Source organism: Nocardiopsis alba (assembly GCF_000710955.1).
Taxonomy (GTDB): Bacteria; Actinomycetota; Actinomycetes; order Streptosporangiales; family Streptosporangiaceae; genus Nocardiopsis; species Nocardiopsis alba.
In genome coordinates this window covers 168528-195527 of sequence record NZ_BAZE01000007.1, presented here as the reverse complement: position 1 = coordinate 195527, position 27000 = coordinate 168528, and the positions used below count along the sequence as shown (strand labels likewise).

The window sequence follows — 27000 nt, the reverse complement described above, 5'->3', positions numbered from 1 at the left end:
AGCGGCGGGAGAAAGGTGCTGACCTCGTGTCCGTGTTCTCTGGTGCCCCCGGTCGCCGTTCGGCGACCATCGCCTCGATCGGTGTCGTCGTCCTCCTCGCCTCCTCCGCGGTGGCGCGGGCGGAGCCGACCAGTGACGAGGTCCGTGAGGAGATCGAACGCCTCGAAGAGGAGTTCATCGGACTCAACGCGGCCTACAACGAGGCCAAGGAGGAGCACGAGGCGGCCGAGGAGAAGCTCACCGATCTGCTCGCCGACATCGAGGCCGCCGAGAAGACCGTCGACGACCTGAGCGGCGGGGTACGCGCCCTCGCCAACATCTCCTACATCGGTGTCGACCCGACCTCCCCCACCCAGCTCATCGGCGCATCCGGCCCCGAGGAGGCGCTGGAGCACCAGGCCGACCTGACCTATCTGTCCGAACAGCAGCAGATGGGGCTCGACCGGTACGTGGACGAGCTCGACCACCTGGAGTCACTGCGGTCGGAGGCGGAGAGCACCGAGGAGAGCGCCGCCCAGGCCCTGGAGGAGGCCGAGGAGGCCACCGAGGAGGCCGAGGCCGCCATCGCCGAGCAGGAGGAACTGCTCTCCGAGCTCACCGCGGAGGAACGCGCCGAGGCCACCCGCAACGTCGACAACGGTGGCGAGAGCACGACCACCGGCGGCGGTTCCGGGGGCAACGGCTCCAGTGGCGGCGGAGGCGGTGGCGGCAGCTACACCGGTCCCGCGTCCGGCAACGCCCGCACCGCTCTGGACTTCGCCTACGCCCAGATCGGCAAGCCCTACATCTGGGGCGGCACCGGTCCCGACGGCTACGACTGCTCCGGACTGACCCAGGCGGCCTGGGCCCAGGCCGGTGTGAGCCTGCCCCGCACCACCTACGACCAGATCAACGCCGGGCAGCGCGTGTCCTGGGACGACAAGCAGCCGGGCGACCTGCTGTTCTTCTACGGTTCCAGCCCCGACCACGTCGGCCTGTACGCGGGCGACGGCGTGATGGTCCACGCCTCCACCTCCGCGCGCCCCATCGGTACCGTCACCCTCAACGACCACTACCGCTCCAACTTCGTCGCCGCAGTCCGCCCGTAGGGACACCCCCGGCGGGGTGTGACAGGTACCCGCTCCCCCACCCCGCCCCGGAATCACCCGAAGCGAAGCGGAGGCGCGAAGCGAACACGTCCCGCCCCCTAGACTCCTGACGTGTCGCGAACGCTGATCATCACCAACGACTTTCCGCCTCGGGCCGGGGGGATCGAGTCCTTCGTCCACGAGTTGGCGCTGCGCCGGCCGGAGGGGTCGGTCGTGGTCTACTGCTCCTCTCCCGCCGCCGCGGATCGGGCCGGCGATCCCCATTTCGACGTGCGGCAGCCGTTCCCGATCGTGCGGGACGGCGCCGGGGTCCTTCTGCCGACGCCCCGGGTGGCGGAGCGGGCACGGGTCATCGCCGGGTTGGAGGGCTGCGACTCGGTCCTGTACGGGGCGGCGGCGCCCTTGGGGCTGCTCGCTCCGGCCCTGCGTTCCGTGGCGCGACGCCAGGTGGCGATCACCCACGGGCACGAGACCGGTTGGACGGTGGTCCCCGGGGCGGGGGCGGCACTGCGCGGGATCGGATCGTCGGTGGACACCGTCACCTACCTGGGCGAGTACACGCGGCGTCGGTTGGCGCGTTCCCTCTCCCCCGCGGCGACGGCCCGGATGCGGCAGTTGACCCCCGGGGTGGACACCGGGCGTTTCCGTCCCGGGGCGGGCGGCGAGGAGGTGCGCGAGCGTCTGGGGCTGGGCGGCCGTCCCGTGGTGGTGTGCGTCTCCCGGATGGTCCCGCGCAAGGGGCAGGACACCTTGATCCGGGCCTGGCCCCGGGTGTTGAAGGACGTTCCCGATGCCGCCCTGCTGCTCGTGGGCGATGGTCCGTACGCGTCCCGGCTCCGTTCGGCGGCGGAGGGCGTCGAGTCGGTGTACTTCACCGGCCCCGTGCGGGCCGAGGAACTGCCCGCACACTACGACGCGGGCGACGTCTTCGCCATGCCGTGCCGGACCCGGAGGGGCGGTCTGGACGTGGAGGGGCTCGGAATGGTCTATCTGGAGGCGTCGGCCACCGGGCTGCCGGTCGTGGCCGGCGCGTCGGGCGGTGCCCCGGACGCGGTCCTGGAGGGCGAGACCGGACACGTGGTGGACGGTTCCCTACCGGGGCCGACCGCTCGAGCGTTGATCCGTCTCCTGAAGGACCCCGACCGCGCCGCCCTGATGGGCGCACGCGGCCGGGAATGGGTGGGTCGTGAGTGGACCTGGGATCGGACCCTCGATCGCCTGGAGAGCCTCCTGAGCGACTCCTGAGCCCCTCGAGGCTCAGGTGAGGGTCCCCCTCACAGGTCCTCGCCGTGGACCGTGCCCGGAGTGGCCGAGCCGTCGGTCACGTGGGGCTCACCGGTCTCGCTGTGGGACAGCCACTCCTCCCAGGAGCGCTGGTAGTAGCCCCAGCCGTTGTCCCACTCCAGTTCGCGGTCGGTTCCGGTGGTCTCGAGGACGTCGCCCATCAGGACCTCGTCGTGGAACCAGCGGGCGTCGTTCGGCGCCATGTTGGTGCAGCCGTTGGAGGTGTTCGCCGACCCCAGGTTCCCCGAGTTCCACGGGGCGGAGTGGGTGAACTCGCCGCTGTTGGAGGTGCGCACCGCCCAGTCGACGTCCAGCCGGTAGTGGCCGGGCGACCCTTCGGGGATACCGACGCTGGCGGAGTCCATCACCATGGACGAGTACTTCTCCATCGTGAGGTGGACGCCGGAGGTCGTGGTGTTGAAGTGGCGATCGGCCGCCCCGTTGCTCACCGGGATGCTCCGGACCTTCTCCCCGTCCACGGCCACGTTCAGCTCGTGGTCGGGGACGTGCATGGTGGCGATCAGTTCGCGTCCGACCTCGAACTCCAGACGCCGGTCGGTCGTGCCGTAGACGCCGTCGCTCGCCTCCACCCCGGCCAGTCTCAGGTCCACGGTGACCTTCTGGTGGGGTTCCCAGTACTCCTCGGGGCGAAAGACCGCGGTCTCGTCGGTGAGCCAGTTCCAGGCGCCGCGGGTCGCCTCCTCGGAGACGACCTGGATGGAGTTCTCCACCTGGGTCTTGTTGGTCACGGGTCGACCGAAATCGACGATGACGGGCATTCCCACCCCGACGGTCTGTCCGTCCGCGGGGAAGGTGGAGGCGACCTCCAGGCGTTCCTTCCCGTCGGCCGGGAGGGTGGTGAACTCCGAGACGACCTCGGTCTCCCGGCCGGCCTCGTCGGAGGCGGTGGCGATGACGGTGACGGCGGCGCCCGGCCTCAGGTTCCAGTCCGAGGTCCAACGGTCACCGGTCTCGTTCAGGGTTCCGGTGTGTTCGAGTTCGGGGGCGCTCTCGGCGTCCTCCCCGGTCGTGTCCGCCGAGGCGATCTCCTCGGGTACGACCTGTTCGATCGAGACGTCGGTGATGGTCCCCGAGTCGGTCTCGACCCGGACCGGCGTGTTCGGCGCGATCCCGGTGGCCCCGGGTTCGGGTGTGATGGTCGGCTCCGGCCCCGGGGCGTTCCGCGCGTCCTGGTCCTCTCCGCCCGGGGCGCAGGCCGCCAGGAGGGAGAGCAGGGCCGCCCCCGCGATCGCTCGTCGTCTCATACACGGCTTCACAGGACCTCCAACGTCCGTTCCGCGGGGCGTGTATCCGGAGGCGGACGGGCCCGCCGGGGCCCGTTCACCGTGCCCCGGTAGCCAAGGACACCGTGACGAAGAACCCCGGTGTCCGGCGCGGGTCGAGGACCACGCGTCCGGCCACCGGGGCGGTGACGCTGACTATCTACCCAAAGTAGTCAATTCTACCCAGAGAGTGACAGAACCTTGGGCTGCGCTCTAGTGCTGGAACTCCTTGCGGTAGTACTCGAAGATCCAGCCGATCGCGGTGAGGATGATGGCGAAGAAGCCGATGAACACCATCCACCAGCCGATCGCCACACCGACCGCCGTGAAGGCGACGGCCAGGGCGACGAACATCGGCCACCAGCTGTGCGGGCTGAAGAAGCCGTACTCGCCGGCGTTCTCCGCGATCTCGCCGTCGAGGCGCTCCTCGGCCGGGAGGCCGTGGAAACGCTCACTGCGGCGAGCCGCCTGCCAGAGCCAGAAACCGATCATCCAGCCGAAGCCGATGGCCACGACCAGGGCCGTGGATCCGGCCCATTCGATCTCGCCGGTCTCCTGGAGGGACCAGTAGATGTACAGGGCACCGATGAGACCGAAAAAGGTCGAGATGCCCATGAACAGGTAGGCCTGCATCTTCATGTGTGGCCGCCCCTACTTCTTCTCGGCGCCCGCGGCGACGGCACCGGGTGCCGCGGCGTGCGGGTGGTTGAGGTCGAAGGCCGGACGCTCGGACCGGATCCGCGGCAGCGACGTGAAGTTGTGTCGCGGCGGCGGGCACGAGGTGGCCCATTCCAGCGAGCAGCCGTAGCCCCACGGGTCGTCCACGTTGACCATCGGCGCCTTCTTCGCGGTGATGTACATGTTCCAGAAGAAGATGAGCGTCGAGGCGGCGAGCACGAAGGACGAGATCGAGGAGATCTGGTTCAGCTCGGTGAAGCCGTCGGTGGGCAGGTAGTCGGCGTAGCGACGCGGGAAGCCCGCGGCGCCCAGCCAGTGCTGCACCAGGAAGGTGCCGTGGAAGCCCAGGAAGAGCAGCCAGAAGTGGAACTTGCCCAGCTTCTCGTTGAGCATCTTTCCGGTGAACTTGGGCCACCAGAAGTAGAAGCCCGCGAACATCGCGAACACCACGGTGCCGAACACGACGTAGTGGAAGTGCGCCACCACGAAGTAGGAGTCGGTGACGTGGAAGTCGATGGGCGGAGAGGCCAGGAGCACACCGGTCAGACCACCGAAGAGGAAGGTGACCAGGAAGCCGATCGTGAACAGCATCGGCGTCTCGAAGGTGAGCTGCCCCCGCCACATCGTGCCGATCCAGTTGAAGAACTTCACACCGGTCGGGACCGCGATGAGGAACGTCATGAAGGAGAAGAACGGCAGCAGCACGGCACCGGTCGGGAACATGTGGTGCGCCCACACGGTGATCGACAGACCCGCGATGGCGATGGTGGCGGCCACGAGGCTCTTGTAACCGAAGATCGGCTTGCGGCTGAACACCGGCAGGATCTCCGTCGCGATGCCGAAGAACGGCAGGGCGATGATGTACACCTCGGGGTGGCCGAAGAACCAGAACAGGTGCTGCCACAGGATGGCGCCACCGTGTTCGGCGTTGAAGACCTGTGTACCGACGATGCGGTCGGCGCCCAGGGCGATCAGCGCGGCGGTCAGGACCGGGAAGGCCAGCAGCACCAGAACGCTGGTGAGCAGGGTGTTCCAGGTGAAGATCGGCATGCGGAACATCGTCATACCGGGCGCGCGCATGCACAGACCGGTGGTGATGAAGTTGACCGCGCCGAGGATCGTGCCCAGACCGGACACGGCCAGGCCCAGGATCCACAGGTCGCCGCCCAGGCCCGGGGAACGGACCGCGTCGGACAGCGGGGTGTAGGCGAACCAGCCGAAGCTGGCGGCGCCGCCCGGGGTCAGGAAGCCGCTGACGGCGATGAGGCTGCCGAACAGGTACAGGTAGTAGCCGAACAGGTTGATCCTGGGGAAGGCCACATCGGGGGCGCCGATCTGCAACGGCATGAGGATGTTCGAGAACCCGATGAAGAGCGGGGTCGCGAACATCAGCAGCATGATGGTGCCGTGCATCGTGAACATCTGGTTGAACAGTTCGTTGGACATGATCTGCTTGCCCGGTGCGAACAGTTCCAGACGCATCAGCAGCGCCATCACGCCGCCGATGAGGAAGAACGCGAACGAGGTGATCAGGTACATGTACCCGATGACCTTGTGGTCGGTCGACGTCAACCAGTTGACGATGATCGAACCCTTACGCGACGGTGCCTGACCGTCGGTACGCGGTGCGTCGGTGGTCGTCGTGGTCATTACTCGTCATTCTCCTCGGCGTCATTCTCCTCGGCGTCCTGCGCCTCGGTGTCTTCCGCCTCGGTGTCCTCGGCGCCCTGAGCCTCGGACGCCTCGTCAGCGGCGGCCTGCCGCTGCTCGGCCTCGTCCGCCGCAGCCTGCTGCTGTTCGGCGGCCCAGGCCTCGTACTCGTCCTGAGGCAGGACCTCGACGTTGAAGAGCATGCGGGTGTGGTCCACGCCGCACAGCTCGGCACAACGTCCGATGTAGGTGTCCGCGGTGCCCTCGTTCAGGTTGACCTGGAAGGAGTTGTCGCGACCGGGGACGACGTCCATCTTGAAACCGAACGCCGGGATCCAGAACGAGTGGATGACGTCGGGAGAGTAGAGGTCGAAGTGGACGACGGAGTCCTCGGGAAGCACGAGGGTCGTCTGGGTCTCGGGGTCGGTGGTGCCGTCCGGGTTGGGGATACCAACCTCGGAGAAGAGCACCTCGCCACCGTTCTCCTTGGTGTCGTCCATGTAGTTGAACTGCCAGGCCCATTGGAAGGCCACGACCTCAACGTGGACGTCGGCGGGCTCTTCGGTGTCGAGCAGGTAGGCCTGGTCTCGCGCGGTGAAGAAGAAGAGCACCGAGATGATGACGATCGGCAGCACGGTGTAGAGCGCTTCGATGGGCATGTTGTACCGCACCTGCGGCGGCAACTGCTCAGAGCGCTTGCGGTGGAAGAGGATCGTCCAGATGAACAGTCCCCACACGAGAATGCCGACCGCGAAAGCAGCGACCCACGAGCCCTGCCAGAGCGAGAGAACACGCTCGGCCTGCTCGGTGATCGGCTCCGGCATGCCCAAACGAGCGAGATCGTTCGACGCGCAGCCGGTCGCGGCCAGCCCCAGCACGGCGAGCGCGGCGCCGCGTGGTGCCCATCGGCGCAGTGTTGAGCGCCGATTTTTTTGGCGGGTCGGACTCACGGATTGCCTTCCCAGCGGTGAAGCCCGTGGATCCTCCACGGGCGGCCTAAGTATCCAAAGCTTGTCAGGGGGAAACATTATCGCGAACCGTTCGACGTGCCGTTCATGGGCTTGCCTGGTCAGCGTGTTGCCAGACGAGCCCTCGCGGAACGCTCGACATCCCTCGCGGAGCCGGGCCAGGCCGCCCCCGAGGGACATCCTCCGGCTGGCTGCGAGGCGCGGCCCGGCGTTCCCCCGGGCCCTCGGGTCGAGACCCGTGCACCCCGCCTCCGGCGGTGATGCGCGCGTACTCGGCTCGAGACTAAGGCGAGCGTATCGCTGGATTTACGGCACCCTTAACCGGGTGCGCCTTTTCGCGCACCCCAGGTCAAGATCAGGACACGGGACGACAACCAACGGGGGTGGAAGTGTCCGAGCGACCGATCGGTCAGGGGCCTCGGGTCACCGTGGAGGCGGTGGGCCGAAAGTGCCCGATCCCGATCATCATGCTGGCCGCCCGACTGCACGAAGTGCCTATCGGGGCGGTCATCGCGGTCACCGCGGACGACCCGGCCGCGAGTGCGGACATACCGGCATGGTGCCGGATGAAGATGCACGAGTTCGTCGCCGAGCACCCCCTGGATCGGGGTAGTGCTTTTCACATCCGCAGGATGTACTGACCACTCGATGGTGTGCCCAGGACCGGAGGTCGGGGTTTCGGTTCCATTGCGATAACGATCCCCGCCATCCCTTTCTTCGGGAGTGGCGTGACACGTCCGCGGCCGGGCCGGAGGGGATCCGGCGGCGGCCACGGGCAAGGCGAAGGCCGCGCGGACCTGGGTCCGCGCGGCCTCGTCCACGAGGGGGCCGGGCTCCGAGAAAGAGTTCCGACCCACGACGTGGCAGGTGTTCTAGCGAGCGTAGAACTCGACGACGAGCTGCTCGTCGAAGGGCACCGGGATCTGCTCGCGCTTGGGGCGGTCGATGACCGCGACGCGCAGGTCCTTGTGGCTGACGGCGAGGTAACCGGCGATCTTGTCGTCGGCGTGGACGCCCTCGGCGGCCTCGACGAACGGCACCATGTTGCGGGACTTCTCCCGAACACCGATGATCTGGCCCGGCTTGACCTGGTACGACGGGATGTCGACCTTCTTGCCGTCCACGGTGATGTGGCCGTGGTTCACGAACTGACGGGCGGCGTAGATCGACGCGGCCAGACCGGCGCGCAGGACGACCGTGGCCAGACGCAGCTCCAGCTCGGCGAGCATCTCCTCACCGGTACGACCGGCGCGCTTCTTGGAGTTCTCGTAGACGCGGACGAGCTGCTTCTCGGTCAGGTCGTAGTACCAGCGCACCTTCTGCTTCTCCGCCTGACGGACGGCGAAGTCGCTGCTGTTGCGACGAACACGACGGCCGTGCTCACCGGGCGGGTACGGACGCTTCTCGAAGTAGCTGACCGCCTTACGGGTCAGCGGGGTGCCGGCGCGCCGGGACAACCGCACCTTCGGTCCGGTGTAGCGCATGCATAGTCCTTTCAGGGTGAATCAGGGAATCCCAGGTAAGGCTTGCCTAGATCTGGGAGGCGCTGGACGCGCCCGGGCCCCGCGCCCGTCGGACGGGCGTTCAGGGCGGGTTCCCCACCGTCGTGCGCGACCCTGCACGGACGGCTCGGGCGAATGAACCGGCACGCGTTTCAGCGCACCGGGGCGGTGCGGGTCTCCCCGCACGGGTCACGGCCATCCACTCTACGGGGTCCGGGGCACCACCCCGACCAGAGACGGGGTTCTCGGGTCGGGGCGGCCACGCCGGTCACAGGTGGGGACGCACCTCGTCGGCGGCCTCGGAGCCGTAGGAACGCTCGACGCGCTCCAGCAGGGAGGCCGCGGTGAGCGTGTACTCCTGCGGGCCGTCGGCCTCCAGGCAGTGCACGGCGGTGGCGTTGCCGACCTGCGCGGCGCGCTCCAGGGACAGCCCCCAGGAGTGGGCGGCCAGGAAGCCGGCGCGGAAGGCGTCGCCCATGCCGGTGGGGTCGACCAGTTCGTCCACGGCGGCGGCCGGAACCTGAATGGAGGGCTCGCCCTCACGGTCGATCCGCGCGCCCTTGGGGCCCAGCGTAGTGATACGGGTGCCGACCTTGGACAGGATCTCGGCGTCCGACCACTCGGTCTTCTGCTCTGCCAGAGCCTTCTCGTACTCGTTGGAGAACAGGAAGGAGGCGCCCTCGATGAGGCCGCGCACCTGCGGGCCCTCCATCCGGGCGAGCTGCTGGGAGGGGTCGGCGGCGAAGGGGATGCCGCGCGTCCGGCACTCCTCGCTGTGCCGGACCATGGCGGCCGGGTCGTCGGCGCCGATCAACACCAGGTCGAGTCCGCCGAGACGGTCCGCGATCGGCTGGATCTCGATGTTGCGGGCCTCGGCCATGGCGCCCGCGTAGAAGGAGGCGATCTGGTTCTGGTCGCGGTCGGTGGTGCAGACGAACCGGGCCGTGTGGCGGATCTCGGAGATACGGACGGCGGAGGTGTCGACGCCGTGGCGGTCGAGCCAGGCCCGGTAGTCCTCGAAGTCCTCCCCCGCGGCGCCGACAAGGACCGGGTTCAGACCGAACCCGCCCAGGCCGAAGCAGATGTTGGCCGCGACGCCGCCGCGGCGTACGTCGAGCTCGTCGATGAGGAAGGAGAGGGACAACTGCTGGATCTGCTCGGGGATGATCTGCTCGGCGAACCTGCCCTCGAAGGACATGAGGTGGTCGGTGGCGATGGATCCGGCAACCGCGATACGCACGGGACGTTGTCTCCTTGCTAGGGGAAGGGGTGTGACGCTCGGGACGAGCCGACCGAGCCGTCGAGGACGGGCGAGGACGTGCCCGTTCGGACCTGCCAAGGGTACCCAGAGCACCGTGCCCCCAATCCTCGGGCGTTCGGGACCTCTCCCCGTCCTTCCCCGGAAACGGGAGGGGTGGGCGGACGTGTCGACACGTCCGCCCACCCCGGGTCCACCGGCCGCCGCGCGGCCCGTGGGAACGCTCAGTTGAAGGAGTCGCCGCAGGCGCAAGAGCCGGTGGCCATCGGGTTGTCGATGGTGAAGCCCTGCTTCTCGATGGTGTCGACGAAGTCGATGGTGGCCCCGGTCAGGTAGGCGGCGCTCTTGCGGTCGGTGACGACCTGGACCCCGTTGAAGTCGGCGATGATGTCGCCGTCGAGGTCGCGCTCGTCGAAGTAGAGCTGGTAGCGCAGCCCCGAGCAACCCCCGGGCTGGACGCCCACACGCAGGCGCAGGTCGTCACGGCCCTCCTGGTCCAGGAGGGAGCGGACCTTGTCGGCCGCCTCGTCGGTCAGGATGACTCCCTGCGCGGTGTCCTCGGTCTGAACCGTCATGTTGTAAAGCTCCTCTGGAAAGGGGTTGCGGCCGCCTGGCGCCCTCGGTCGTCGGCGAGGCGGACCCCGAAGGGTCCTGTCCTCCTCAACGGGTGCCAACACCGGGGCCCGGTGGAGCATTCCACCTTCCGACCGCCGTGTTCGCCCCGCCGCCGCGGCGCACGGTGCGTCCGTGCCCTCGACGACGTACGGATGTGCCCGTGAACACCAGGGTAATTTGTCCCCGGCCCCGATGCCATCTCCACGAACGTCCGTCCCGGAGCATCCCGTTCTCGACCGGTCCACCCCCGCGACCTGGTGGTCGGCCTCGGCCCCGTCCCGGGTGAGGGCCGGGGCGGGGCCGTGTTCCGGGGTCGGCGCCCCGGTGGTCGCACGAGGGCGCCGAGGGGCGTCGGGCCCCGGAACGGGCCTGACACACGTGGATCCAGTGTGCGGCCTCACATCCTCGTTCCGCCAGGGTCTAAGGGCAGAAAATTCGCATAACGAACATCTTCTCTCGCATCGCGAAATAAAAGAGTCGGGTGGGGCGCATCAGAGTCCCGGGGCCCCGTAGACCGGGAACCAACGCGAACGGTCCCGCTCCATCGGCAGATCGTCCCCCAACGCCGCCTCCACCTGGAGTTCCAGCGCGTTGTCGCGCCGCTGACCTCCCGCCGGGGCGAAGGGATAGAAGGTGCCGCGCTTGTAGAGGTAGACCAGCCCGACCCGGCGCCCGGAGCCGTCGCCGAACCCCACCAGGGAGCACAACAGCGAGGGACCGTAGCCGTTGGCCTCCAGCGTGGAGTTGACCGCGTGCAGATCGGTGACCAGGCCCGTGATGTCGGTGTCCACGAGCTCCCCTCCGGACTCCCCGCCCTCCGTCGGAGCACCGCCCCGCACCACCAGCCAGGTGTAGCCGTAGTCGTCGGTGCGCTGTTCGACCGGGGGTCCGTCACCGGCGTCCAACAGGGCGGTGACGTCGCGTTCGACGTCGGCGAAGGCCGCCCCCTCGGCCGCGCGGAAGGCCACCGACCCCGTTCCGGTCGGGGTCAGCCCCGCCCCGGCGCGCAGCGTCAGGGCCGCCGAGGGCAGACCGAAGAGCGCGTCCAGGTCGGGTTGGACCGGCTTGGAGCGCCCCAGAAGTGAACGCCAGAAGCTCATGATGTCCTTTCCGGGTGAGAGTGCCGTCCGGAGGAGCCGGAGGCGTCGTGGACACCGTCCCGGAGGGAACGGGGCCGGATGGGCCCGAGCCCCGTCAGGCCCCTCGACCGAGCTGTCGGGAGATGTCGGAGAGCTGGGCCAGGCGCTGTTCGACCGGGGGGTGGGTGGCGATCAGCTGGTTCATGCTGAACCCCTTCTTCGCGAAGGCCGGGGCGAAGAAGAAGGCGTTGAAGGGCTCGACCTGACGCAGGTCCCGGGTCGGGATGCGGGCCATGTCCCCGGTGATCTTGGACAGCGCGCTGCCCAGCATCGAGGGGCGCCCGGTGAGGTAGGCGGCGGCACGGTCGGCGGACAACTCACGGTAGCGGGACAGGGCCCGGGTGAGCAGGAAGCTCAACGCCCAGGCCACGGCGCTCACCAGGACCACCAACAGGGCGACCACCGCGGGGGCCGGACCGTTGTTGTTGCCGCGGCCGCCGGCGGGACCGGCGAACATCGCGAAACGCAGTCCGGCCTGGGTGAGGAAGCCCGCGACGATGCCGAGGAAACCGGCGATGGTCATGACCGTGACGTCGCGGTGGGCGACGTGGGAGAGCTCGTGGGCGAGGACCGCCTCCAGCTCGGGCCCCTCCAGGCGGCGCATCAGACCGGTGGTCACGCAGATGACGGCGGACTTCTCGTTGTGTCCGGTGGCGAAGGCGTTGGGCACGTCGGTGTCGGCGATGCCCACCCGCGGTTTGGGCATGTCGGCCATGGCGCACAGCCGGTCGACCAGAGCGTGCAGTTCGGGCGCCTGCTGAGGGGTGACCTCCTTGGCCCCCATCGAGAACATGGCGATCTTGTCGGAGGAGAAGTAGGAGAAGAGCGCGAAGGCGGCGACGAGGACGATCACGAGCCAGATGTTGAGCCCCGCCAGGACCAGACCGACGATGAAGGCGACGTAGACCAGGACCAGAAGGAACATGGTCATGACCATCCGGGCGGTCAGCCCCCGGTCCGGACGGAATTTCGAACCTGCCACGGCGTTTCCTCCCCCGATGCGTGGTTCGGAGTGTAGTTCGCGCAGGTGAGAATCGGGTTAAAGCGGGTCACCGCGTGTTCCCACGCCTCCGTGTTCCGTGACACACGTCGCGGCCACCGTGAGGGATCACGGCGGCCGCGATGGAGAAAGCGCGCGCAGGCACCGGACGCGATACCCCGGACCGGGGTCCGCGTCTGATTCGGGGGCTCACCCGGACGGGAGGTGACGGCCCGAGGGGGACGTTCAGCCCGGGATGAGCCCGTCGTCCTGAAGCATCTTGCGCACCTCGTCCATGCCCGCCTCAGCGTGCGGCAGGATGAACTCGGAGGGCTCCAGGGAGTCCGGAGGCAGGGGCCTGCCGTCCTCGCGCACCCGCTCCAGAAGGTCGTGCAGGGCCTTGCGGAACCTGTCCTCGTCCCCGGACTCGATCGCCTCCTCGAGGGCGGCGTCGAAGGAGTTGAGCAGGTCCAGGTCGGCGTCGGTCAGGTCCACCTGACCCTCACCCATGATGCGGACGATCACTGGCCCTCCCGGTTACCCGAACCGTTGCCACCCTCGATCTGCTGCGGGGTGGAGGAACCGCCACCGCCCAGTTCGAGCTTCATGCGCTCCAGCTCGGCCTCGACGCCGGTGGTGCTGGCCATACGGTCCAGCTCGCTCTGGATGTCGTCCTTGGGGCCGGTGCCCGTGACGTCGTCGAGGGCTCCGGAGGCCAGCAGCTCGTCGACCGCGCCGGCGCGAGCCTGCATCTCGGCGGTCTTGTCCTCCGCGCGCTGCACGGCCATGCCGACGTCGCCCATCTCCTCGGAGATACCCGAGAAGGCCTCGCTGATCTGCGTCTGGGCCTGGGCGGCGGTGTAGGTCGCCTTGATGGTCTCCTTGCGCGTACGGAAGGCGTCGACCTTCGCCTGTAGGCGCTGGGCGGCCATCGTGAGCTTCTGCTCCTCGCCCTGGAGGTTGGCGTGCTGCTCGCGCAGGCCCTCGATCTGACCGGTCAGACCGGAGCGACGGGTGAGGGCCTCGCGGGCGAGGTCCTCACGCCCCTGGGTCAGGGCGGCCCGGCTCTGGTTCTCCAGCTTGGAGGACTGCTGTTCGAGCTGCTGGATCTGGAGCTCGACCCGCTTGCGGGAGGTCGCGACGTCGGCGACACCGCGACGCACCTTCTGCAGCAGTTCGAGCTGTTTCTGGTACGAGTAGTCGAGGGTCTCCCTGGGGTCCTCGACGGAGTCCAAGGCCTTGTTGGCCTTGGACTTGAAGATCATCGAAAGTCGCTGAAACACGCTCATTGGCGTGGCCGTCCCCTTCTCGGTGCGTACATCGGCTGTTCCCAGCGGGCGCTTTGCCCAACCCTACGCGGTCTGGCCCGCGGTCGCCATAAAGCTATGACCGGCTACCCTGAGGGTGTGTTCCGACGTCGCTCCGCTTCCGCAGCCACGGATTCGGCCTCCGCCGAATCCGCCAGCCCTGAGGCCTCTGAGGCCACCCAACCTAAGGGATATACCCCCAAGAAGGGTGTGCCCACCCCTAAGCGCAGGGAATCCGAAACCTCCCCGCGCCGACCGGTGAAGGCCCCCGAGACACGGAAGGAGGCCTACCGCGCCTACCGGGACCGTCTCGATCGCCAACGTTCCAAAGGCGTCGCGCGTTCCGTTCCCGGCGCACCGAAAGGTGAGGACGCCCGTCACTTCCGACCCCAGGACCTGAGCCCGGCCCGCGCCTACGCCCGCGACTTCATCGATTCGCGCCGCAGCGCCAGCGAGTTCTTCCTGCCGTTCTCGATCCTGATCATCCTGCTGCTCTTCGTGAACAACCCGACCTTCCAGGTGGGGGTCGCGTACGTGATCTGGCCTCTGATGATGGTCACGATCATCGCCGAGGGCGTCCTCGTGGGCCGCACCGTGAAGAAGCGCGCCACCGAGTACTTCCCCAACGACGAGCTGCTGCGGGGCATCGGCATGTACGCCGCGATGCGCCAGCTCCAGTTCCGTCGTCTGCGTCTGCCCAAGCCGCGCGTCAAGGTGGGCGAGGACCCCACCCCGAAGAGCGCGCGCTGAGCACCACCACCTCCCCATCCCCGTACGTCCGATGTGAGCGGGGCCGGTTCCCGTGCCGGCCCCTCACTCTCGACGTCCGTTGGGAGCGCTCCCTCCAGCCAGGGTCGCCACCGCCCGTTCCGGGCCCCGCCGACTAGAGTGCTCGACATGGAATTTCGGCATCTGGGCAGCACCGGCCTGATCATCAGCGAGATCGCCTACGGGAACTGGATCACCCACGGTTCCCAGGTGGAGGAGGACACCGCCGTCTCCTGCGTCCGCGCGGCGCTCGACGCGGGCATCACCACCTTCGACACCGCCGACGTCTACGCCCGGGGCAAGGCCGAGGAGGTCCTCGGTCGCGCTCTGAAGGGCGAGCGGCGCGACGGTCTGGAGATCTTCTCCAAGGTCTTCTGGCCCATGGGCGACGGGAAGAACGACAAGGGCCTGTCCCGCAAGCACATCATCCGCGGCTGCGAGGACTCCCTGCGCCGTCTGGGTACCGACTACCTGGACCTGTACCAGGCGCACCGGTTCGACCACACCACCCCGCTCGAAGAGACGATGCGGGCCTTCGAGGACCTGGTCCGGCAGGGCAAGGCCCTCTACATCGGCGTCTCGGAGTGGCGTGCCGAGGAGATCGAGCGGGCCCTGAGGATCGCGGACGAGATGGGCTTCGACCGGATCGTCTCCAGCCAGCCGCAGTACAACATGCTCTGGCGGGTCATCGAGTCGGAGGTCGTCCCGCTCTCCGAGCGCGAGGGCATCGGTCAGATCGTGTGGTCCCCGATCGCCGGCGGCGTCCTGACCGGCAAGTACAAGCCGGGCGCGGAGCTCCCCGCCGGTTCGCGGGCCAGTGATCCCAAGAGCGAGAAGTTCCTCGCCGACAAGGTCTCGGACCGGGTCCTGCTGGAGCGGGTCCAGCTGCTGGAGCCGCTGGCGGCCGAGGCCGGTCTCACCCTCTCCCAGCTCGCCGTGGCCTGGGTCCTCCAGAACGCCAACGTGTCCGCCGCGATCATCGGCGCCTCCCGGCCCGAGCAGGTGGAGAGCAACGTCCGCGCGGCCGGGGTCCGTCTCGACCCCGCGCTCATGAGCCGGATCGACGAGATCCTCGGCGACAGCGTCCAGCGCGACCCGGAGCTCACCAAGAGCCCGGAGAACGTCCGTCTCCTCTAGAGGGGCCGAACGTATCGGGGCCCGGCGGTCGTGACGACCGCCGGGCCCCGCCGTGTCCGGGGGGAGGGTCCTCGTCAGTCCTCGGCGCCCAGGGGCATCGTGTAGACCTCGCGGTCCTCCTCCAGGAGGGCGACCGTGCCCACGCCGGCCTCGGCCAGCTCGGACCAGTTCTCACCCAGCCAGCTCTCGGCGTCGCCACGCGAGGTGAACGACTCCTCGGGCAGGCTCGTCGTCTCCACCGGAGCACCACCGGCCTCGTGGTACCGCCATGTCCATGCCATGTTCGACCGCCCTTCGTCGCCGGTTCCACGGGGACACTCGTCGAGATCCCGTGGCCGAGCTTAACCAAGCCTTGGCCCGAGATGCTGTTTACTCTTTCGGGTGCGTATCCGATTTCTGGGGACAGCGGGACAAGCGGGCTGGCCGGCGCCGCAGTGCACCTGTTCCTCTTGCAACAAGGCCCACGCGGAACGCCGTCTGCCGCTGAGGGTGACCGTCGACGACCGGTTCCGGATCCGGGACTCCGGCACCGCGGGACCGGTGCCGCCCGGTTACACGGTCACGTCCACCTCGCACGGAGTGCTGGTGGAGGCGCCCGACGGCGGCCGTCTGCTGTACGCCCGTTCCGGACCGGGTCCGGCTCCGGAGGCTCCGCCGGCCGAGGCCCCTTCCGACGCGTCCTCCACCTATTCCTCCGCCCCGGAGCAGCAGGTGGACATGGTCATCGTGGACGCCGTACAGCGCCCGGAGGTCATCGGCGAGCTGCGCCGCTCGGGGGTGATCGGCGTGACCACGGCGGTGGTGGCGGTCGGCGGCGACCATCGGGTCCGTTCTCCCGAGGAGTTCGCCCGGCGCGCCCGCCTGTGGGGCGCTCTGGCTCCGGGCGACGGCACCGTGATGACCTGTCCGCCGTCGGTGTGGCCCGAGCCCCGACCGCGAGGACCGCATCGGACGCTGGTGACCGGGGGCGCCCGTTCGGGCAAGTCGACCGAGGCCGAGCTGCGACTGTTGGCCGAACCGACGGTGGTGTACGCGGCGACCGGCCCCGCCGCCGATCCGGAGGTCGATCCCGAGTGGGCCGCGCGGGTCGCCCGCCACATCGAGCGGCGTCCCTGGTGGTGGCGGACCGAGCGGACCACCGACCTGGCCGGGCTGTTGCGTCGGGAGCGGGGCGCCGTCCTGGTCGATTGTCTGGGCACCTGGCTCACCTGGGTGATGGGCGAATGCGGTCTGTGGGAGGAGGAGCCGCCCCGGGACGCGGAGGAGCGTGTGGAGGCCGCCGTCCACGAGCTGTTGGAGGCCTGGCGCGCCACGTCGGCCTACGTGGTGGCGGTGACCAACGAGGTGGGCTCGGGGGTCGTGCCTGCGACCAGGGCCGGACGCCTCTTCCAGGACCACCTGGGGCTGCTGAACCAGTGGGCCGGGGCCGAGTCCGAGGACGTGGTCCTGACCGTGGCCGGACGCGTGGTGGAGCTTCGATGAGCGTCTCCGACGCCGTGGCGGGCGCGCGGATGGCGGTGGGCACGTTCACCGTCTGGCCGGTCCGGGTGGAGCGGGTCGATCGCGCGGTGGCCGGCTGGGCGATGCGTTGGGCCCCTGTCCTGGGCGGGGCTCTGGGCGCGCTGATCGGCGCGGCCACCGCGGCCGGTCTGTGGCTGGGCTGGTCGGCGCCGTTGTCCGCCCTGCTCGCGACCGGTCTGGGCGCGTTGGCGACCCGGGGACTGCATCTGGACGGTCTGGCGGACCTGGCCGACGGTCTGGGGAGTGGGCGTTCGGCCGAGCGTTCACTGGAGGTGATGCGTCGTTCCGATATCGGCCCGTTCGGGGTGCTGACCCTGTTGGTCGCGGTGGGCGCCCAGGTCCTGGCCCTGGCGGGGTTGGCCGAACTCTCCCCTTGGGCGGCGGTGGTGGGGGCCCTGGTGGCGGGTGCGGCCGGTCGGACGGCGGCGACGCTGGCGTGTCTGCGCGGGGTCCCCTCGGCCCGTCCGGACGGGTTGGGCGCCTTCGTGGCCGGGACCGTGCGTCCTCCGGCGGCCCTGGTCTGTTCCCTGGGTCTGGTGGCGGTGTGCGCTCTGGGCCTGTTCCACTCCCCCGGGTTCGCGTTGGCCTGTGCGGCCGGGGTCGTGGTCGGCCTCGTCGCGGCCGGTCTCGTGCTGTGGCACGCGGTGCTGCGGCTGGGCGGTATCACCGGGGACGTCCTGGGCGCTCTGGTCGAGACCGCCGTCACGACGGCCCTCCTGGTGATGGTCGCGGTCGCCTCCCATCTGTGATCGACGTGGGACCGAGGGTGCCCCTGATCACCCGAGAGCGCCACCAGGGCTTTCCTACCGGCCGGTAACCCGTCCCGGAACCCAATGTAGCCATCATCACATTTTTTCACACGGAGTTTCACAGCGGTTCGCCATGGGCAACGCGCCCTCACGTGCCGGAACCCGCACGACACCCCCCACCAGCGACCACAGGCCCCTCATCACGCGGCCGGGCCCCACCCCACCAAGGGGCGGTCCACGTCGCCCGGGGTCGCCATGGGCCGCACCGGGCCCGTCGGCCCCACGGGGCGCCACGTCGCCGCCGGGGCACAGGGAGGACTAGCATCGGGGACGTGAGCACGACGTTGTCAGTAAACACGGAGTCCCCCAGTTCGCTCGACGCCGACGCCGTTGTCGTCGGTTACCACTCCGGAGGCGACGCCCCGGAGCCCGCATCGGGCGCTCATACCGTCGACGCCGCCTTCTCCGGTGGCCTCGGCACGACCCTGTCGCTCCTGGGAGCGAGCGGCGCCCTCGAGGAGGTGCACACCCTTGCCTCCCTCGGGGCCGTCCAGGCCCCGGTCGTCGTCGCGGTCGGTCTCGGCCCGGCGTCCGCCGACGGCTCCGTCGACACCGACGCGCTGTCCCGCGCGGCCGGCGCCGCGCTGCGTTCGCTGAGCTCGCGCCCCGAGGGCGCGGGCCGTGTCGTCCTGGCCCTGCCCGCCACCACCGCCGACCAGGTCGGCGCCGTGGCCCTGGGTGCCCGACTCGGTTCCTACTCCTTCGACCGCTACCGCACCGGTGAGAAGGCCGCCAAGGACACCGAGACCACGCTGACCCTGATCAGCGAGGCCGACGGCGCCGCCGAGGCCGCCGAGCGCGCCGGTGTCCTGGCCGACGCCGTCTCCCTCACCCGCGACCTCGTCAACACCGCCCCGGCCGACCTGGTCCCCGAGGACCTGGCCTCGGTCGCGCAGCAGGTCGCCGAACAGGCCGGCCTGGAGATCGAGGTCCTGGACGAGCGCGCCCTGGCCGAGGGCGGCTACGGCGGTCTGACCGGCGTCGGTCAGGGTTCGGTGAACCCGCCCCGTCTGGTCCGGCTGGCCTACAGCCACCCCGAGGCCACCAAGAAGGTCGCCTTCGTCGGTAAGGGCATCACCTTCGACTCCGGCGGTCTGTCCCTCAAGCCCGCGGGCTCGATGGACTGGATGAAGTCCGACATGAGCGGCGCCGCCTCGGTGCTCTCCGCTCTGCGCGCCATCGCCGCCCTGGGCCTGAAGGTGAACGTCGTCGGCTACCTGGCCGTCGCCGAGAACATGCCCAGCGGCACCGCCCAGCGCCCCTCCGACGTGCTGAGCATCTACGGCGGCAAGACCGTCGAGGTCCTCAACACCGACGCCGAGGGCCGTCTGGTCATGGCCGACGCCCTGGTCCGCGCTCAGGAGGACGAGCCGGACCTGGTCGTGGACATCGCCACCCTCACGGGCGCGCAGATCGTCGCCCTGGGCTCCCGCGTCTTCGCGGTCATGTCCAACGACGACACCGTCCGCGAGGAGATCGTCTCCTCGGCCACCGCCGAGGGCGAGGCCTCCTGGCCGATGCCGCTCCCGAGCGAGATGCGCTCCGGGCTCGACTCCGCGATCGCCGACATCGCGAACATCTCGAACGCGACCGGAGGCGGCATGCTGTCCGCCGGTCTCTTCCTCCAGGAGTTCATCGAGGAGGGCAACAAGTGGGCCCACCTCGACGTCGCCGGGCCCTCCTTCAACCAGGGCGGCCCGCACGGCTATACCCCCAAGGGCGCCACGGGTGCGGGTACCCGCACCCTCGTCCGCATCGCCGAGGACTACGCGGGCAAGTAGTCGTCCGGGGCGGCGCCGATCGAGCCTTCGGCGCCGCCCGCCTCGGCCCACCACGGATTCGGTGTCCGGGCGTCCCCGACCTCGACCGACCGTGGTACCCACCACCATCAGCCACCTGATTTAGGAGTTCGTTCCCGTGAGTGAGAGCGGCGGTACCTTCGACCTCGTCGTCCTTGGCGGCGGCAGTGGCGGCTACGCGGCGGCGCTGCGCGCGGCCGAGCTGGACATGAGCGTCGTCCTGATCGAGAAAGACAAGCTCGGCGGCACCTGCCTGCACCGCGGCTGCATCCCCACCAAGGCCCTCCTGCACTCGGCCGAGGTCGCCGACTCCGCCAAGGAGAGCGAGAACTTCGGCGTCAAGGCCTCCTTCGAGGGCATCGACATCGAGGCCGTCCACAAGTACAAGGACAAGGTCATCGGTGGCCTGCACAAGGGCCTGAGCGGGCTGATCAAGTCCCGCAAGATCACCGTCGTCGAGGGTGAGGGCAAGCTCACCGGCAAGGACGAGGTGACCGTCGACGGCAAGGTCTACAAGGGGAAGAACATCCTCCTGGCGACCGGCTCCAAGCCCAAGACCCTGGGCCTGGAGATCGACGGCGACAAGGTCATGACCAGCGACCAGGCCCTCGGCCTGAACCGCGTCCCCGAGTCCGTCATCGTCCTGGGCGGCGGTGTGATCGGTGTGGAGTTCGCCAGCGTGTGGCGCTCCTACGGCGCCGACGTCACCATCGTCGAGGCCCTCAAGCACCTGGTCCCCGTCGAGGAGGAGTCCAGCTCCAAGCTGCTGGAGCGGGCCTTCCGCAAGCGGAAGATCAAGGCCGAGCTGGGCACCCCCTTCGAGTCGGTCAAGACCACCGACTCCGGCGTGGTCGTCACCCTCCAGGGCGGCAAGACCCTGGAGGCCGAGGTCCTGCTGGTCGCCATCGGCCGCGGCCCGGTCTCCGAGGGCCTGGGCTACGAGGAGCAGGGCATCACCCTCGACCGCGGCTTCGTCAAGGTCGACGAGAACCTGCACACCGGTGTCGGGAACATCTACGCCGTCGGCGACCTGATCCCGACCCTCCAGCTGGCCCACGTCGGCTTCGCCGAGGGCATCTTCGTCGCCGAGCAGATCGCCGGGCAGAACCCGCCGGCGATCGACTACGACGGCGTCCCCCGGGTCACCTACTGTGAGCCCGAGGTCGCCTCCGTCGGTCTGACCACCCAGGTCGCCAAGGAGCGCGGTTACGACGTCGTCGAGATGAACTACAACCTCGCGGGTAACGGCAAGAGCCAGATCCTGCAGACCCAGGGCGCGGTCAAGGTCATCGCCGAGAAGGACGGCCCCGTTCTGGGCGTCCACATGGTCGGCAGCCGCGTCGGCGAGCTCATCGCCGAGGGACAGCTGATCTACAACTGGGAGGCCCTGCCCTCCGAGGTGGCCCAGCTGATCCACCCGCACCCGAGCCAGTCGGAGGCGTTGGGCGAGGCGCACCTCGCGCTGGCGGGCAAGCCCCTCCACGTCCACGACTGATCGCTTCACCAGGGGGCGGGCTCCAGGGCCCGCCCCCGCACACATCCGCGCTGCCCATCAAGGCTTGGGCAGGTATCCGCGCCCAGATCCAACGAGGAACCCATGCCGACTTCCGTTTCCATGCCCGCCCTGGGTGAGAGCGTCACCGAGGGGACCGTCACCCAGTGGCTGAAGAACGTGGGCGACACCGTCGAGGTAGACGAGCCGCTCCTTGAGGTCTCCACCGACAAGGTGGACACCGAGATCCCGTCCCCGGTGTCCGGTGTACTCACCAAGATCCTCGTCGACGAGGACGACACCGTGGAGATCGGCGCGGAGATCGCGATCATCGGTGGCGAGGGCGAGTCCGCCGACGCGCCGGCCGAGCCCGAGCCCGCCGCCGCTCCCGAGCCGGAGGCCGAGCCCGAGCCCGCCCCGGCCGCCGAGGAGCCCGCCCCCACGCCCGAGCCCGAGCCCGCTCCCGCGAGCCCCGCGGCCACGGGCACCGGTACTCCGGTGGACATGCCCGCCCTGGGTGAGAGCGTCACCGAGGGGACCGTCACCCAGTGGCTCAAGAGCGTGGGCGACACCGTCGAGGTGGACGAGCCGCTGCTCGAGGTCTCCACCGACAAGGTGGACACCGAGATCCCGTCCCCGGTCGCCGGTGTGCTCACCGAGATCCTGGTGGCCGAGGACGAGACGGTGGAGATCGGCGCCCGTATCGCCCTGATCGGCGGCTCCGCCTCCGCTCCCGCCGCTCCCGCCGAGTCCGCTCCCGCTCCGGCCGCCCCGAAGCCCACGAGCGCCCCCGCCCCGGCCACGCCTGCTCCCGCCGCACAGGAGCAGGACTCCGAGGGGGGCCCGTCCGTGGACGTCGAGACGCTGAGCGGGACCGGTCGCGCCTCCGGCACCGACGCCGTGACCGAGGCCTACGTGACCCCGCTGGTCCGCAAGCTCGCCGGCGAGCACCGTGTCGACCTGAGCCGTGTCACCGGTACCGGCGTGGGCGGTCGCATCCGCAAGCAGGACGTGCTCAAGGCCGCCGAGGCCCGGAGCTCGGCCGCCGCCGCTCCGCGCCGGACCGGCTCGGACACGTCGCTGCGCGGGCGCACCGAGAAGCTGACGCGTCTGCGTCTGTCCATCGCCGACCGCATGGTGGAGTCGCTGCACGTCTCCGCCACGACCACCCAGGTCATCGAGGTCGACGTCACCAAGATCGCGCGCCTGCGCACCCAGGCCGCGGCCGACTTCACCAAGCGTGAGGGCGTGGACCTGGACTTCTTCCCGTTCTTCGCGCTGGCCGCGGTGGAGGCCCTCAAGGCCCACCCCGAGGTCAACGCGGTGATCGACAGCCAGGCCCAGACGGTGACCTACCACGACATCGAGAACCTGGCGATCTCGGTGGACACCGAGCGCGGTCTGCTCGCCCCGGTCGTCAAGGACGCCGGTTCGCTGAACCTGGGCGGTCTGGCCCGGACCATCACCGACCTGACCGAGCGGGCCCACACCGCCGTTCTGAGCCCGGACGAGCTGGTCGGCGGTACCTTCACCATCACCGACACCGGCCACACCGGCGCCCTGTTCGGCACCCCGATCATCAACCAGCCCCAGGTCGCGATCCTGGGCGCGGGCGCGGTCGTCAAGCGCCCGGTCGTGGTCGAGGACTCCGCCATGGGCGGCGAGGTCATCGCGGTCCGGTCGATGGTCTACCTGTCGATGGCCCACGACCACCGTCTGATCGACAGCGCCGACGCCGGCCGCTTCCTCCAGACGGTCAAGGCCCGTCTGGAGGAGGGCGCCTTCGAGAGCGAGCTCGGTCTGGCCTGATCAGGGCCTCGATCCGCTCCGTGTGAGCCGGGCCCGGCCCGGGTACCGTCCGTGGTACCCGGGCCGGGCCCTTTCGTGTACGTACGGGATCCACCGTCCGGAGTGGCCGGGGTCTCCTCGCACCCGGTTGACCTCAACCGAACTCCAGGTTCTAACGTGGCAGGGTACGTCCACAGCGAGCGTCCCACCGGCAAAGGACCCCCATGTATCGAGAGAACCTTCGAATCGCGGTCGTCCTGGGAGGCGACCATCGAGGGCGTACGGGACCCCGCGTCTCCTCCTGGTTCCTCGACCTGCTGACGGCCCGTCCCGGGGTGGAGATCGACGTCCTGGACGTGGCCGAGCACCGGGGCGACGGGCACGGCACCCCTTCGGAGCTCTTCTCCGCCTCGGTGGCGGCCGCCGACGGCTTCGTCGTGGTCACCCCGGAGTACAACCACGGCTATCCGGGACCGTTGAAGAGCGCCATCGACTCCGCCCGTCGGGAGTGGTTCGCCAAGCCGGTCGCCTTCGTCTCCTACGGGGGCATGTCGGGCGGCCTGCGCGCGGTGGAGCAGTTGCGGACGGTCTTCGCCGAACTGCACGTGACCTCGGTACGCACCTCGGTGAGCCTGCACAACGCCCGGGAGATGTTCGCCGACGGCGCCGTCTCGGGGGAACGCGGCGCGGGTGCCGCGGCGGCCGTGGCGGAGATGCTGGACCAACTGACGTGGTGGGCGCTCTCCCTGCGCGAGGCACGCGATCGCCGCCCCTTCCCCGGTTAGCGGAAAAGGGCCGGAAAAGGTGGACGGGGCGGCGCCGTAACGGCACCGCCCCGCCTTTCTACCCCACCAATCACCATCCCCTGATGATCCCCATCATCAAAGGTCTGTGGTCGGGCGCACCACCGCCTGAACGGCGGATGGTCGCCCACAGTGCCTCCGCGATGACGCGGAGTTCCATGTCCCACTCCTCAACCTAGAAGACCCGGCCCCTCCCCGCAGAGGTTTCACCGAAAAAGCCGGAGAAAAATTCGAACGACCTCGACGGCAACGGGTAGACCCTCGTCATGCGAGTGGCGATCACGGGTGCGACAGGGCTGATCGGCCGGGCACTGACCACGTCCCTCCTCTCGGACGGGCACACGGTCGTGCGGCTGGTACGCCGACCTCCCCTCGACGGAGGGGCCCCGGGCCTGGAGGAGGCCGAGTGGCGGGCCGAGCAGGGGCGTGTGGACTCCGTGGCCCTACGGGGAACGGACGCGGTGGTGCATCTGGCGGGCGCCCCCGTGGTCGCGAGGCCCTGGGCCCGTCGCAGACATGAGCTCGTCCATCGCAGCAGGGCGCACTTCACCCGGGAGCTGTGCCGGGCCCTGGCGGGCATGGACCACCCGCCTCCCCGCCTCCTGAGCGCCTCGGGGGTGCACTACTACGGGCGGACCGGGAGCACCGTGGCCGTGGAGGGCCACCCGCCGGGCCGGGGCTTCCTGTCCCGGGTGTGCCGCGACTGGGAGGAGGCCACCCTTCCCGCGGAGGAGGCCGGGATGTCGGTGGCCCATCTGCGCACCGGACTGGTCCTGGCCCGCGAGGGCGGGCTGCTGCGGACCCTGGTCCCGTTACAGCGGATGGGTCTGGGCCGTCGCCTGGGCCCCGGCGACCAGTACCTGACCTGGATCTCCCTGACCGACCAGGTGGGCGCCATCCGTTTCCTGCTGGACCGTCCGGACCTCACCGGGCCGGTGAACCTCTGCTCCCCCGAGCCCGTCGGCAACGCGGCCTTCTGCCGCGAGCTCGGCCGCGCCCTGGGCCGCCCCGCGCTCCTCCCGATCCCCGCCGCCCTGGTACGCGCGGCCCTGGGAGGGCCGGCCGAGGAGAGCGTCCTCCTCGATCTGAGGGCGCACCCCCAACGTCTGGAGAAGGCCGGGTATTCCTTCTCGTTCCCCATGGTCGATCGTGCTCTTTCCGACATCCTGACCCACCCTCGACCCTCGACCGGGGCGTAAGGTGGTGGTGTGAATGATCTCGTTTACGCATGGCTGGGCGATGCTCCCGTCCCCTACCACCAGGGCTGGGATCTCCAGAAACGGCTCCACCAGAGTCGTGTCGCCGACGAGGTGGCCGACACCGTCCTCCTCCTGGAGCACGAGCCCGTGTACACGGCGGGCAAGCGCACCGGGAGGTGGGATCGTCCCATCACCGACCCCGGCGCTCCCGTCGTGGACATCGATCGGGGCGGCAAGATCACCTGGCACGGCCCCGGACAGCTCACGGTGTACCCCATCGTGCGGCTGGCCCAGCCGATAGACGTGGTCGCCTATGTTCGCATGTTGGAGGAGGCCGTCATCCGCACCATCGCGGAGTACGGCCTGACCGGCAGGCGGGTGGAAGGGCGCAGCGGGGTCTGGCTCGACGCCGACCCCGAGCGCGGTCTGATCGAGCGCAAGATCTCGGCGATCGGCTGTCGTATCGCCCGCGGGGTCGGTATGCACGGATTCGCCCTCAACTGCGACAATGACATGTCGTGGTTCGATCGGATCGTCCCTTGCGGGATCACCGACGCGGGGGTCACCTCGCTCACCAGGGAGCTGGGGCGCACCGTCACCGTCGCCGACGTGCGACCGAGCCTCGAACGCCACCTGGCCGATGTCCTCGGCGCGTCGGACTACAGCCACACCGACGGCGCCGGGATGCTCTCCGTCGCCACCGCCCGATGATGACAGACCACACCATGAGCCAGCCCCCACCGGGACACGATGCCCGAACCGAGGGCGAGAGGGTCCCCGTCACAGGGGTACAGAAGGGAACGGGTTCGCGTTGACCATCGCTCCTGAGGGCCGCAAGCTGCTGCGCGTGGAGGCGCGTAACAGCGAGACCCCCATCGAGAGAAAGCCGCCGTGGATCAAGATCAAGGCGCACATGGGGCCCGAGTACACCGAGCTCCAGTCCCTGGTCAAGGGTGAGGGCCTGCACACCGTCTGTCAGGAGGCGGGCTGCCCCAACATCTACGAGTGCTGGGAGGACCGCGAGGCCACCTTCCTCATCGGCGGCGACCAGTGCACGCGCCGATGCGACTTCTGCCAGATCGCCACCGGCAAGCCGACCGCCCTGGACAAGATGGAGCCGCTCAAGGTCGCCACCTCCGTCCAGAAGATGGAGCTGCGCTACGCCACCATCACCGGTGTGGCCCGCGACGACCTGGAGGACGGCGGCGCCTGGCTCTACGCCGAGACGGTCCGCAAGATCCACGAGCTCAACCCCGGCACCGGTGTCGAGCTGCTGATCCCGGACTTCAACGCCGAGCCCGACCAGCTCGCCGAGGTCTTCGGATCGCGTCCGGAGGTCCTGGCGCACAACGTGGAGACCGTGCCGCGGATCTTCAAGCGCATCCGTCCGGGCTTCCGCTACGAGCGTTCCCTCAAGGTCATCACCGAGGCGCGCGACTACGGTCTGGTCACCAAGTCGAACCTGATCCTGGGCATGGGCGAGACCCGTGAGGAGATCAGCGAGGCCATGCGCGACCTCCACGAGGCCGGCTGCGACCTGCTGACCATCACCCAGTACCTCCGTCCGTCCAAGCTGCACCACCCGATCGACCGCTGGGTGAAGCCGCAGGAGTTCGTGGAGCTGGGCAAGGAGGCCGAGGAGATCGGCTTCGCCGGTGTCATGTCCGGTCCGCTGGTGCGTTCCTCCTACCGAGCGGGAACGCTGTACAAGCAGGCCCGCGAGAAGCGTGACGCCGAGGCCGCGACCGCCGCGAACGGGACATGACGATCGATACGCCCGAGTCGTGATCAAGCTGGAACGGTGGCCCGCGGGCCACCGTTCCGCATGTGGGCGCGCGGACACATATCCTGGTGGTTCCAGGGCGCCCGTTTCGTGGCGCCGGGAGGCGCCGCATCGAAGGTCGACCGCGAAGAGGAGGCAAGGCAGCTCAGG

General features: G+C 69.4%; 26 protein-coding genes. 14 read left to right on the top strand and 12 right to left on the bottom strand.

Features of this window, described 5'->3' with window-relative positions; all coding sequences use genetic code 11:
- Positions 1-26: 26 nt before the first annotated feature.
- The gene (locus TR33_RS14990) at positions 27-1088 is read left to right on the top strand and encodes a C40 family peptidase (protein ID WP_014912059.1); all 1062 of its coding nucleotides are present in this window, start codon (positions 27-29) and stop codon (positions 1086-1088) included.
- 111 nt (positions 1089-1199) lie between these two features.
- Positions 1200-2333 carry a glycosyltransferase family 4 protein gene (locus TR33_RS14985; protein ID WP_042283751.1) on the top strand — a complete coding sequence of 378 codons (1134 nt, stop codon included), beginning with the start codon at positions 1200-1202 and terminating at the stop codon, positions 2331-2333.
- 29 nt (positions 2334-2362) lie between these two features.
- Here TR33_RS14985 and TR33_RS14980 read toward each other — a convergent pair whose 3' ends face one another.
- From TR33_RS14980 to ctaC, 4 genes are all read right to left on the bottom strand, one after another.
- Positions 2363-3637: a L,D-transpeptidase gene (locus TR33_RS14980; RefSeq protein ID WP_202421419.1), complete on the bottom strand. Its 1275-nt coding sequence runs from the start codon at positions 3635-3637 to the stop codon at positions 2363-2365.
- 231 nt (positions 3638-3868) lie between these two features.
- Positions 3869-4294, bottom strand: coding sequence for a cytochrome c oxidase subunit 4 (locus tag TR33_RS14975; RefSeq protein WP_014908701.1), 426 nt, complete (start codon positions 4292-4294; stop codon positions 3869-3871).
- Between the two features lie 12 nt (positions 4295-4306).
- Positions 4307-5983 carry an aa3-type cytochrome oxidase subunit I gene (gene ctaD, locus TR33_RS14970; RefSeq protein WP_017535110.1) on the bottom strand — a complete coding sequence of 559 codons (1677 nt, stop codon included), beginning with the start codon at positions 5981-5983 and terminating at the stop codon, positions 4307-4309.
- A complete protein-coding gene (ctaC, locus tag TR33_RS14965) occupies positions 5983-6933 on the bottom strand; it encodes an aa3-type cytochrome oxidase subunit II (RefSeq protein WP_435794668.1) in 951 nt (316 codons plus the stop codon). The genes ctaD and ctaC overlap by 1 nt, the downstream gene beginning before the upstream one ends.
- Before the next feature lie 401 nt (positions 6934-7334).
- On the opposite strand from ctaC, the gene TR33_RS14960 reads away from it, so the two are divergent.
- Positions 7335-7592: a sulfurtransferase TusA family protein gene (locus TR33_RS14960; RefSeq protein ID WP_014911562.1), complete on the top strand. Its 258-nt coding sequence runs from the start codon at positions 7335-7337 to the stop codon at positions 7590-7592.
- 231 nt (positions 7593-7823) lie between these two features.
- Here the strand turns inward: TR33_RS14960 and rpsD are convergent, their stop codons facing one another.
- The 7 genes from rpsD to TR33_RS14925 form a co-directional block, all read right to left on the bottom strand.
- Positions 7824-8435 carry a 30S ribosomal protein S4 gene (gene rpsD, locus TR33_RS14955; RefSeq protein ID WP_014911417.1) on the bottom strand — a complete coding sequence of 204 codons (612 nt, stop codon included), beginning with the start codon at positions 8433-8435 and terminating at the stop codon, positions 7824-7826.
- Positions 8436-8721: 286 nt separating this feature from the next.
- Positions 8722-9693 carry a carbohydrate kinase family protein gene (locus TR33_RS14950; protein ID WP_017535108.1) on the bottom strand — a complete coding sequence of 324 codons (972 nt, stop codon included), beginning with the start codon at positions 9691-9693 and terminating at the stop codon, positions 8722-8724.
- A 242-nt stretch (positions 9694-9935) separates the two neighbouring features.
- Positions 9936-10286 (bottom strand): HesB/IscA family protein, encoded by a 351-nt coding sequence (locus TR33_RS14945; protein ID WP_014911982.1) that lies wholly within the window; start codon positions 10284-10286, stop codon positions 9936-9938.
- Positions 10287-10817: 531 nt separating this feature from the next.
- Positions 10818-11426, bottom strand: coding sequence for a PspA-associated protein PspAB (gene pspAB, locus TR33_RS14940; protein WP_017535107.1), 609 nt, complete (start codon positions 11424-11426; stop codon positions 10818-10820).
- Positions 11427-11520: 94 nt separating this feature from the next.
- Positions 11521-12447: a zinc metalloprotease HtpX gene (gene htpX / locus TR33_RS14935; RefSeq protein WP_014912929.1), complete on the bottom strand. Its 927-nt coding sequence runs from the start codon at positions 12445-12447 to the stop codon at positions 11521-11523.
- A 243-nt stretch (positions 12448-12690) separates the two neighbouring features.
- Positions 12691-12969: a PspA-associated protein PspAA gene (pspAA, locus tag TR33_RS14930; protein WP_014912099.1), complete on the bottom strand. Its 279-nt coding sequence runs from the start codon at positions 12967-12969 to the stop codon at positions 12691-12693.
- The gene (locus tag TR33_RS14925; RefSeq protein ID WP_014908714.1) at positions 12966-13733 is read right to left on the bottom strand and encodes a PspA/IM30 family protein; all 768 of its coding nucleotides are present in this window, start codon (positions 13731-13733) and stop codon (positions 12966-12968) included. The genes pspAA and TR33_RS14925 overlap by 4 nt, the downstream gene beginning before the upstream one ends.
- Before the next feature lie 96 nt (positions 13734-13829).
- On the opposite strand from TR33_RS14925, the gene TR33_RS14920 reads away from it, so the two are divergent.
- Together TR33_RS14920 and TR33_RS14915 are read left to right on the top strand one after the other, a co-directional pair.
- Entirely contained in the window at positions 13830-14501 is a 672-nt protein-coding gene (locus TR33_RS14920; protein ID WP_014913529.1) for a DUF3043 domain-containing protein, read from the top strand.
- Between the two features lie 147 nt (positions 14502-14648).
- On the top strand, positions 14649-15656 hold the full coding sequence (locus tag TR33_RS14915) for an aldo/keto reductase family protein (protein ID WP_014911618.1): 1008 nt from the start codon (positions 14649-14651) through the stop codon (positions 15654-15656).
- Positions 15657-15730: 74 nt separating this feature from the next.
- Here TR33_RS14915 and TR33_RS14910 read toward each other — a convergent pair whose 3' ends face one another.
- Positions 15731-15937 (bottom strand): hypothetical protein, encoded by a 207-nt coding sequence (locus tag TR33_RS14910; protein WP_042283748.1) that lies wholly within the window; start codon positions 15935-15937, stop codon positions 15731-15733.
- Between the two features lie 208 nt (positions 15938-16145).
- On the opposite strand from TR33_RS14910, the gene TR33_RS14905 reads away from it, so the two are divergent.
- The 9 genes from TR33_RS14905 (at position 16146) to lipA (ending at position 26832) form a co-directional block, all read left to right on the top strand.
- On the top strand, positions 16146-17138 hold the full coding sequence (locus TR33_RS14905; protein ID WP_014912380.1) for a bifunctional adenosylcobinamide kinase/adenosylcobinamide-phosphate guanylyltransferase: 993 nt from the start codon (positions 16146-16148) through the stop codon (positions 17136-17138).
- A complete protein-coding gene (locus TR33_RS14900) occupies positions 17135-17926 on the top strand; it encodes an adenosylcobinamide-GDP ribazoletransferase (protein WP_042283747.1) in 792 nt (263 codons plus the stop codon). Before TR33_RS14905 ends, TR33_RS14900 begins: the two co-directional genes overlap by 4 nt.
- A 332-nt stretch (positions 17927-18258) precedes the next feature.
- The gene (locus TR33_RS14895; protein ID WP_017535104.1) at positions 18259-19767 is read left to right on the top strand and encodes a leucyl aminopeptidase; all 1509 of its coding nucleotides are present in this window, start codon (positions 18259-18261) and stop codon (positions 19765-19767) included.
- A 136-nt stretch (positions 19768-19903) separates the two neighbouring features.
- A complete protein-coding gene (lpdA, locus tag TR33_RS14890) occupies positions 19904-21280 on the top strand; it encodes a dihydrolipoyl dehydrogenase (protein ID WP_014912445.1) in 1377 nt (458 codons plus the stop codon).
- Positions 21281-21382: 102 nt separating this feature from the next.
- On the top strand, positions 21383-23086 hold the full coding sequence (gene sucB / locus TR33_RS14885; RefSeq protein WP_081616085.1) for a 2-oxoglutarate dehydrogenase, E2 component, dihydrolipoamide succinyltransferase: 1704 nt from the start codon (positions 21383-21385) through the stop codon (positions 23084-23086).
- Positions 23087-23289: 203 nt separating this feature from the next.
- A complete protein-coding gene (locus tag TR33_RS14880; RefSeq protein ID WP_014912435.1) occupies positions 23290-23850 on the top strand; it encodes an NADPH-dependent FMN reductase in 561 nt (186 codons plus the stop codon).
- A 284-nt stretch (positions 23851-24134) separates the two neighbouring features.
- Positions 24135-25067, top strand: a complete 933-nt coding sequence (locus TR33_RS14875) for a TIGR01777 family oxidoreductase (RefSeq protein ID WP_017535102.1) — start codon at positions 24135-24137, stop codon at positions 25065-25067.
- Positions 25068-25076: 9 nt separating this feature from the next.
- On the top strand, positions 25077-25778 hold the full coding sequence (lipB, locus tag TR33_RS14870; RefSeq protein WP_014909162.1) for a lipoyl(octanoyl) transferase LipB: 702 nt from the start codon (positions 25077-25079) through the stop codon (positions 25776-25778).
- 100 nt (positions 25779-25878) lie between these two features.
- Positions 25879-26832, top strand: coding sequence for a lipoyl synthase (gene lipA / locus TR33_RS14865; protein WP_014910578.1), 954 nt, complete (start codon positions 25879-25881; stop codon positions 26830-26832).
- Positions 26833-27000: the final 168 nt, after the last annotated feature.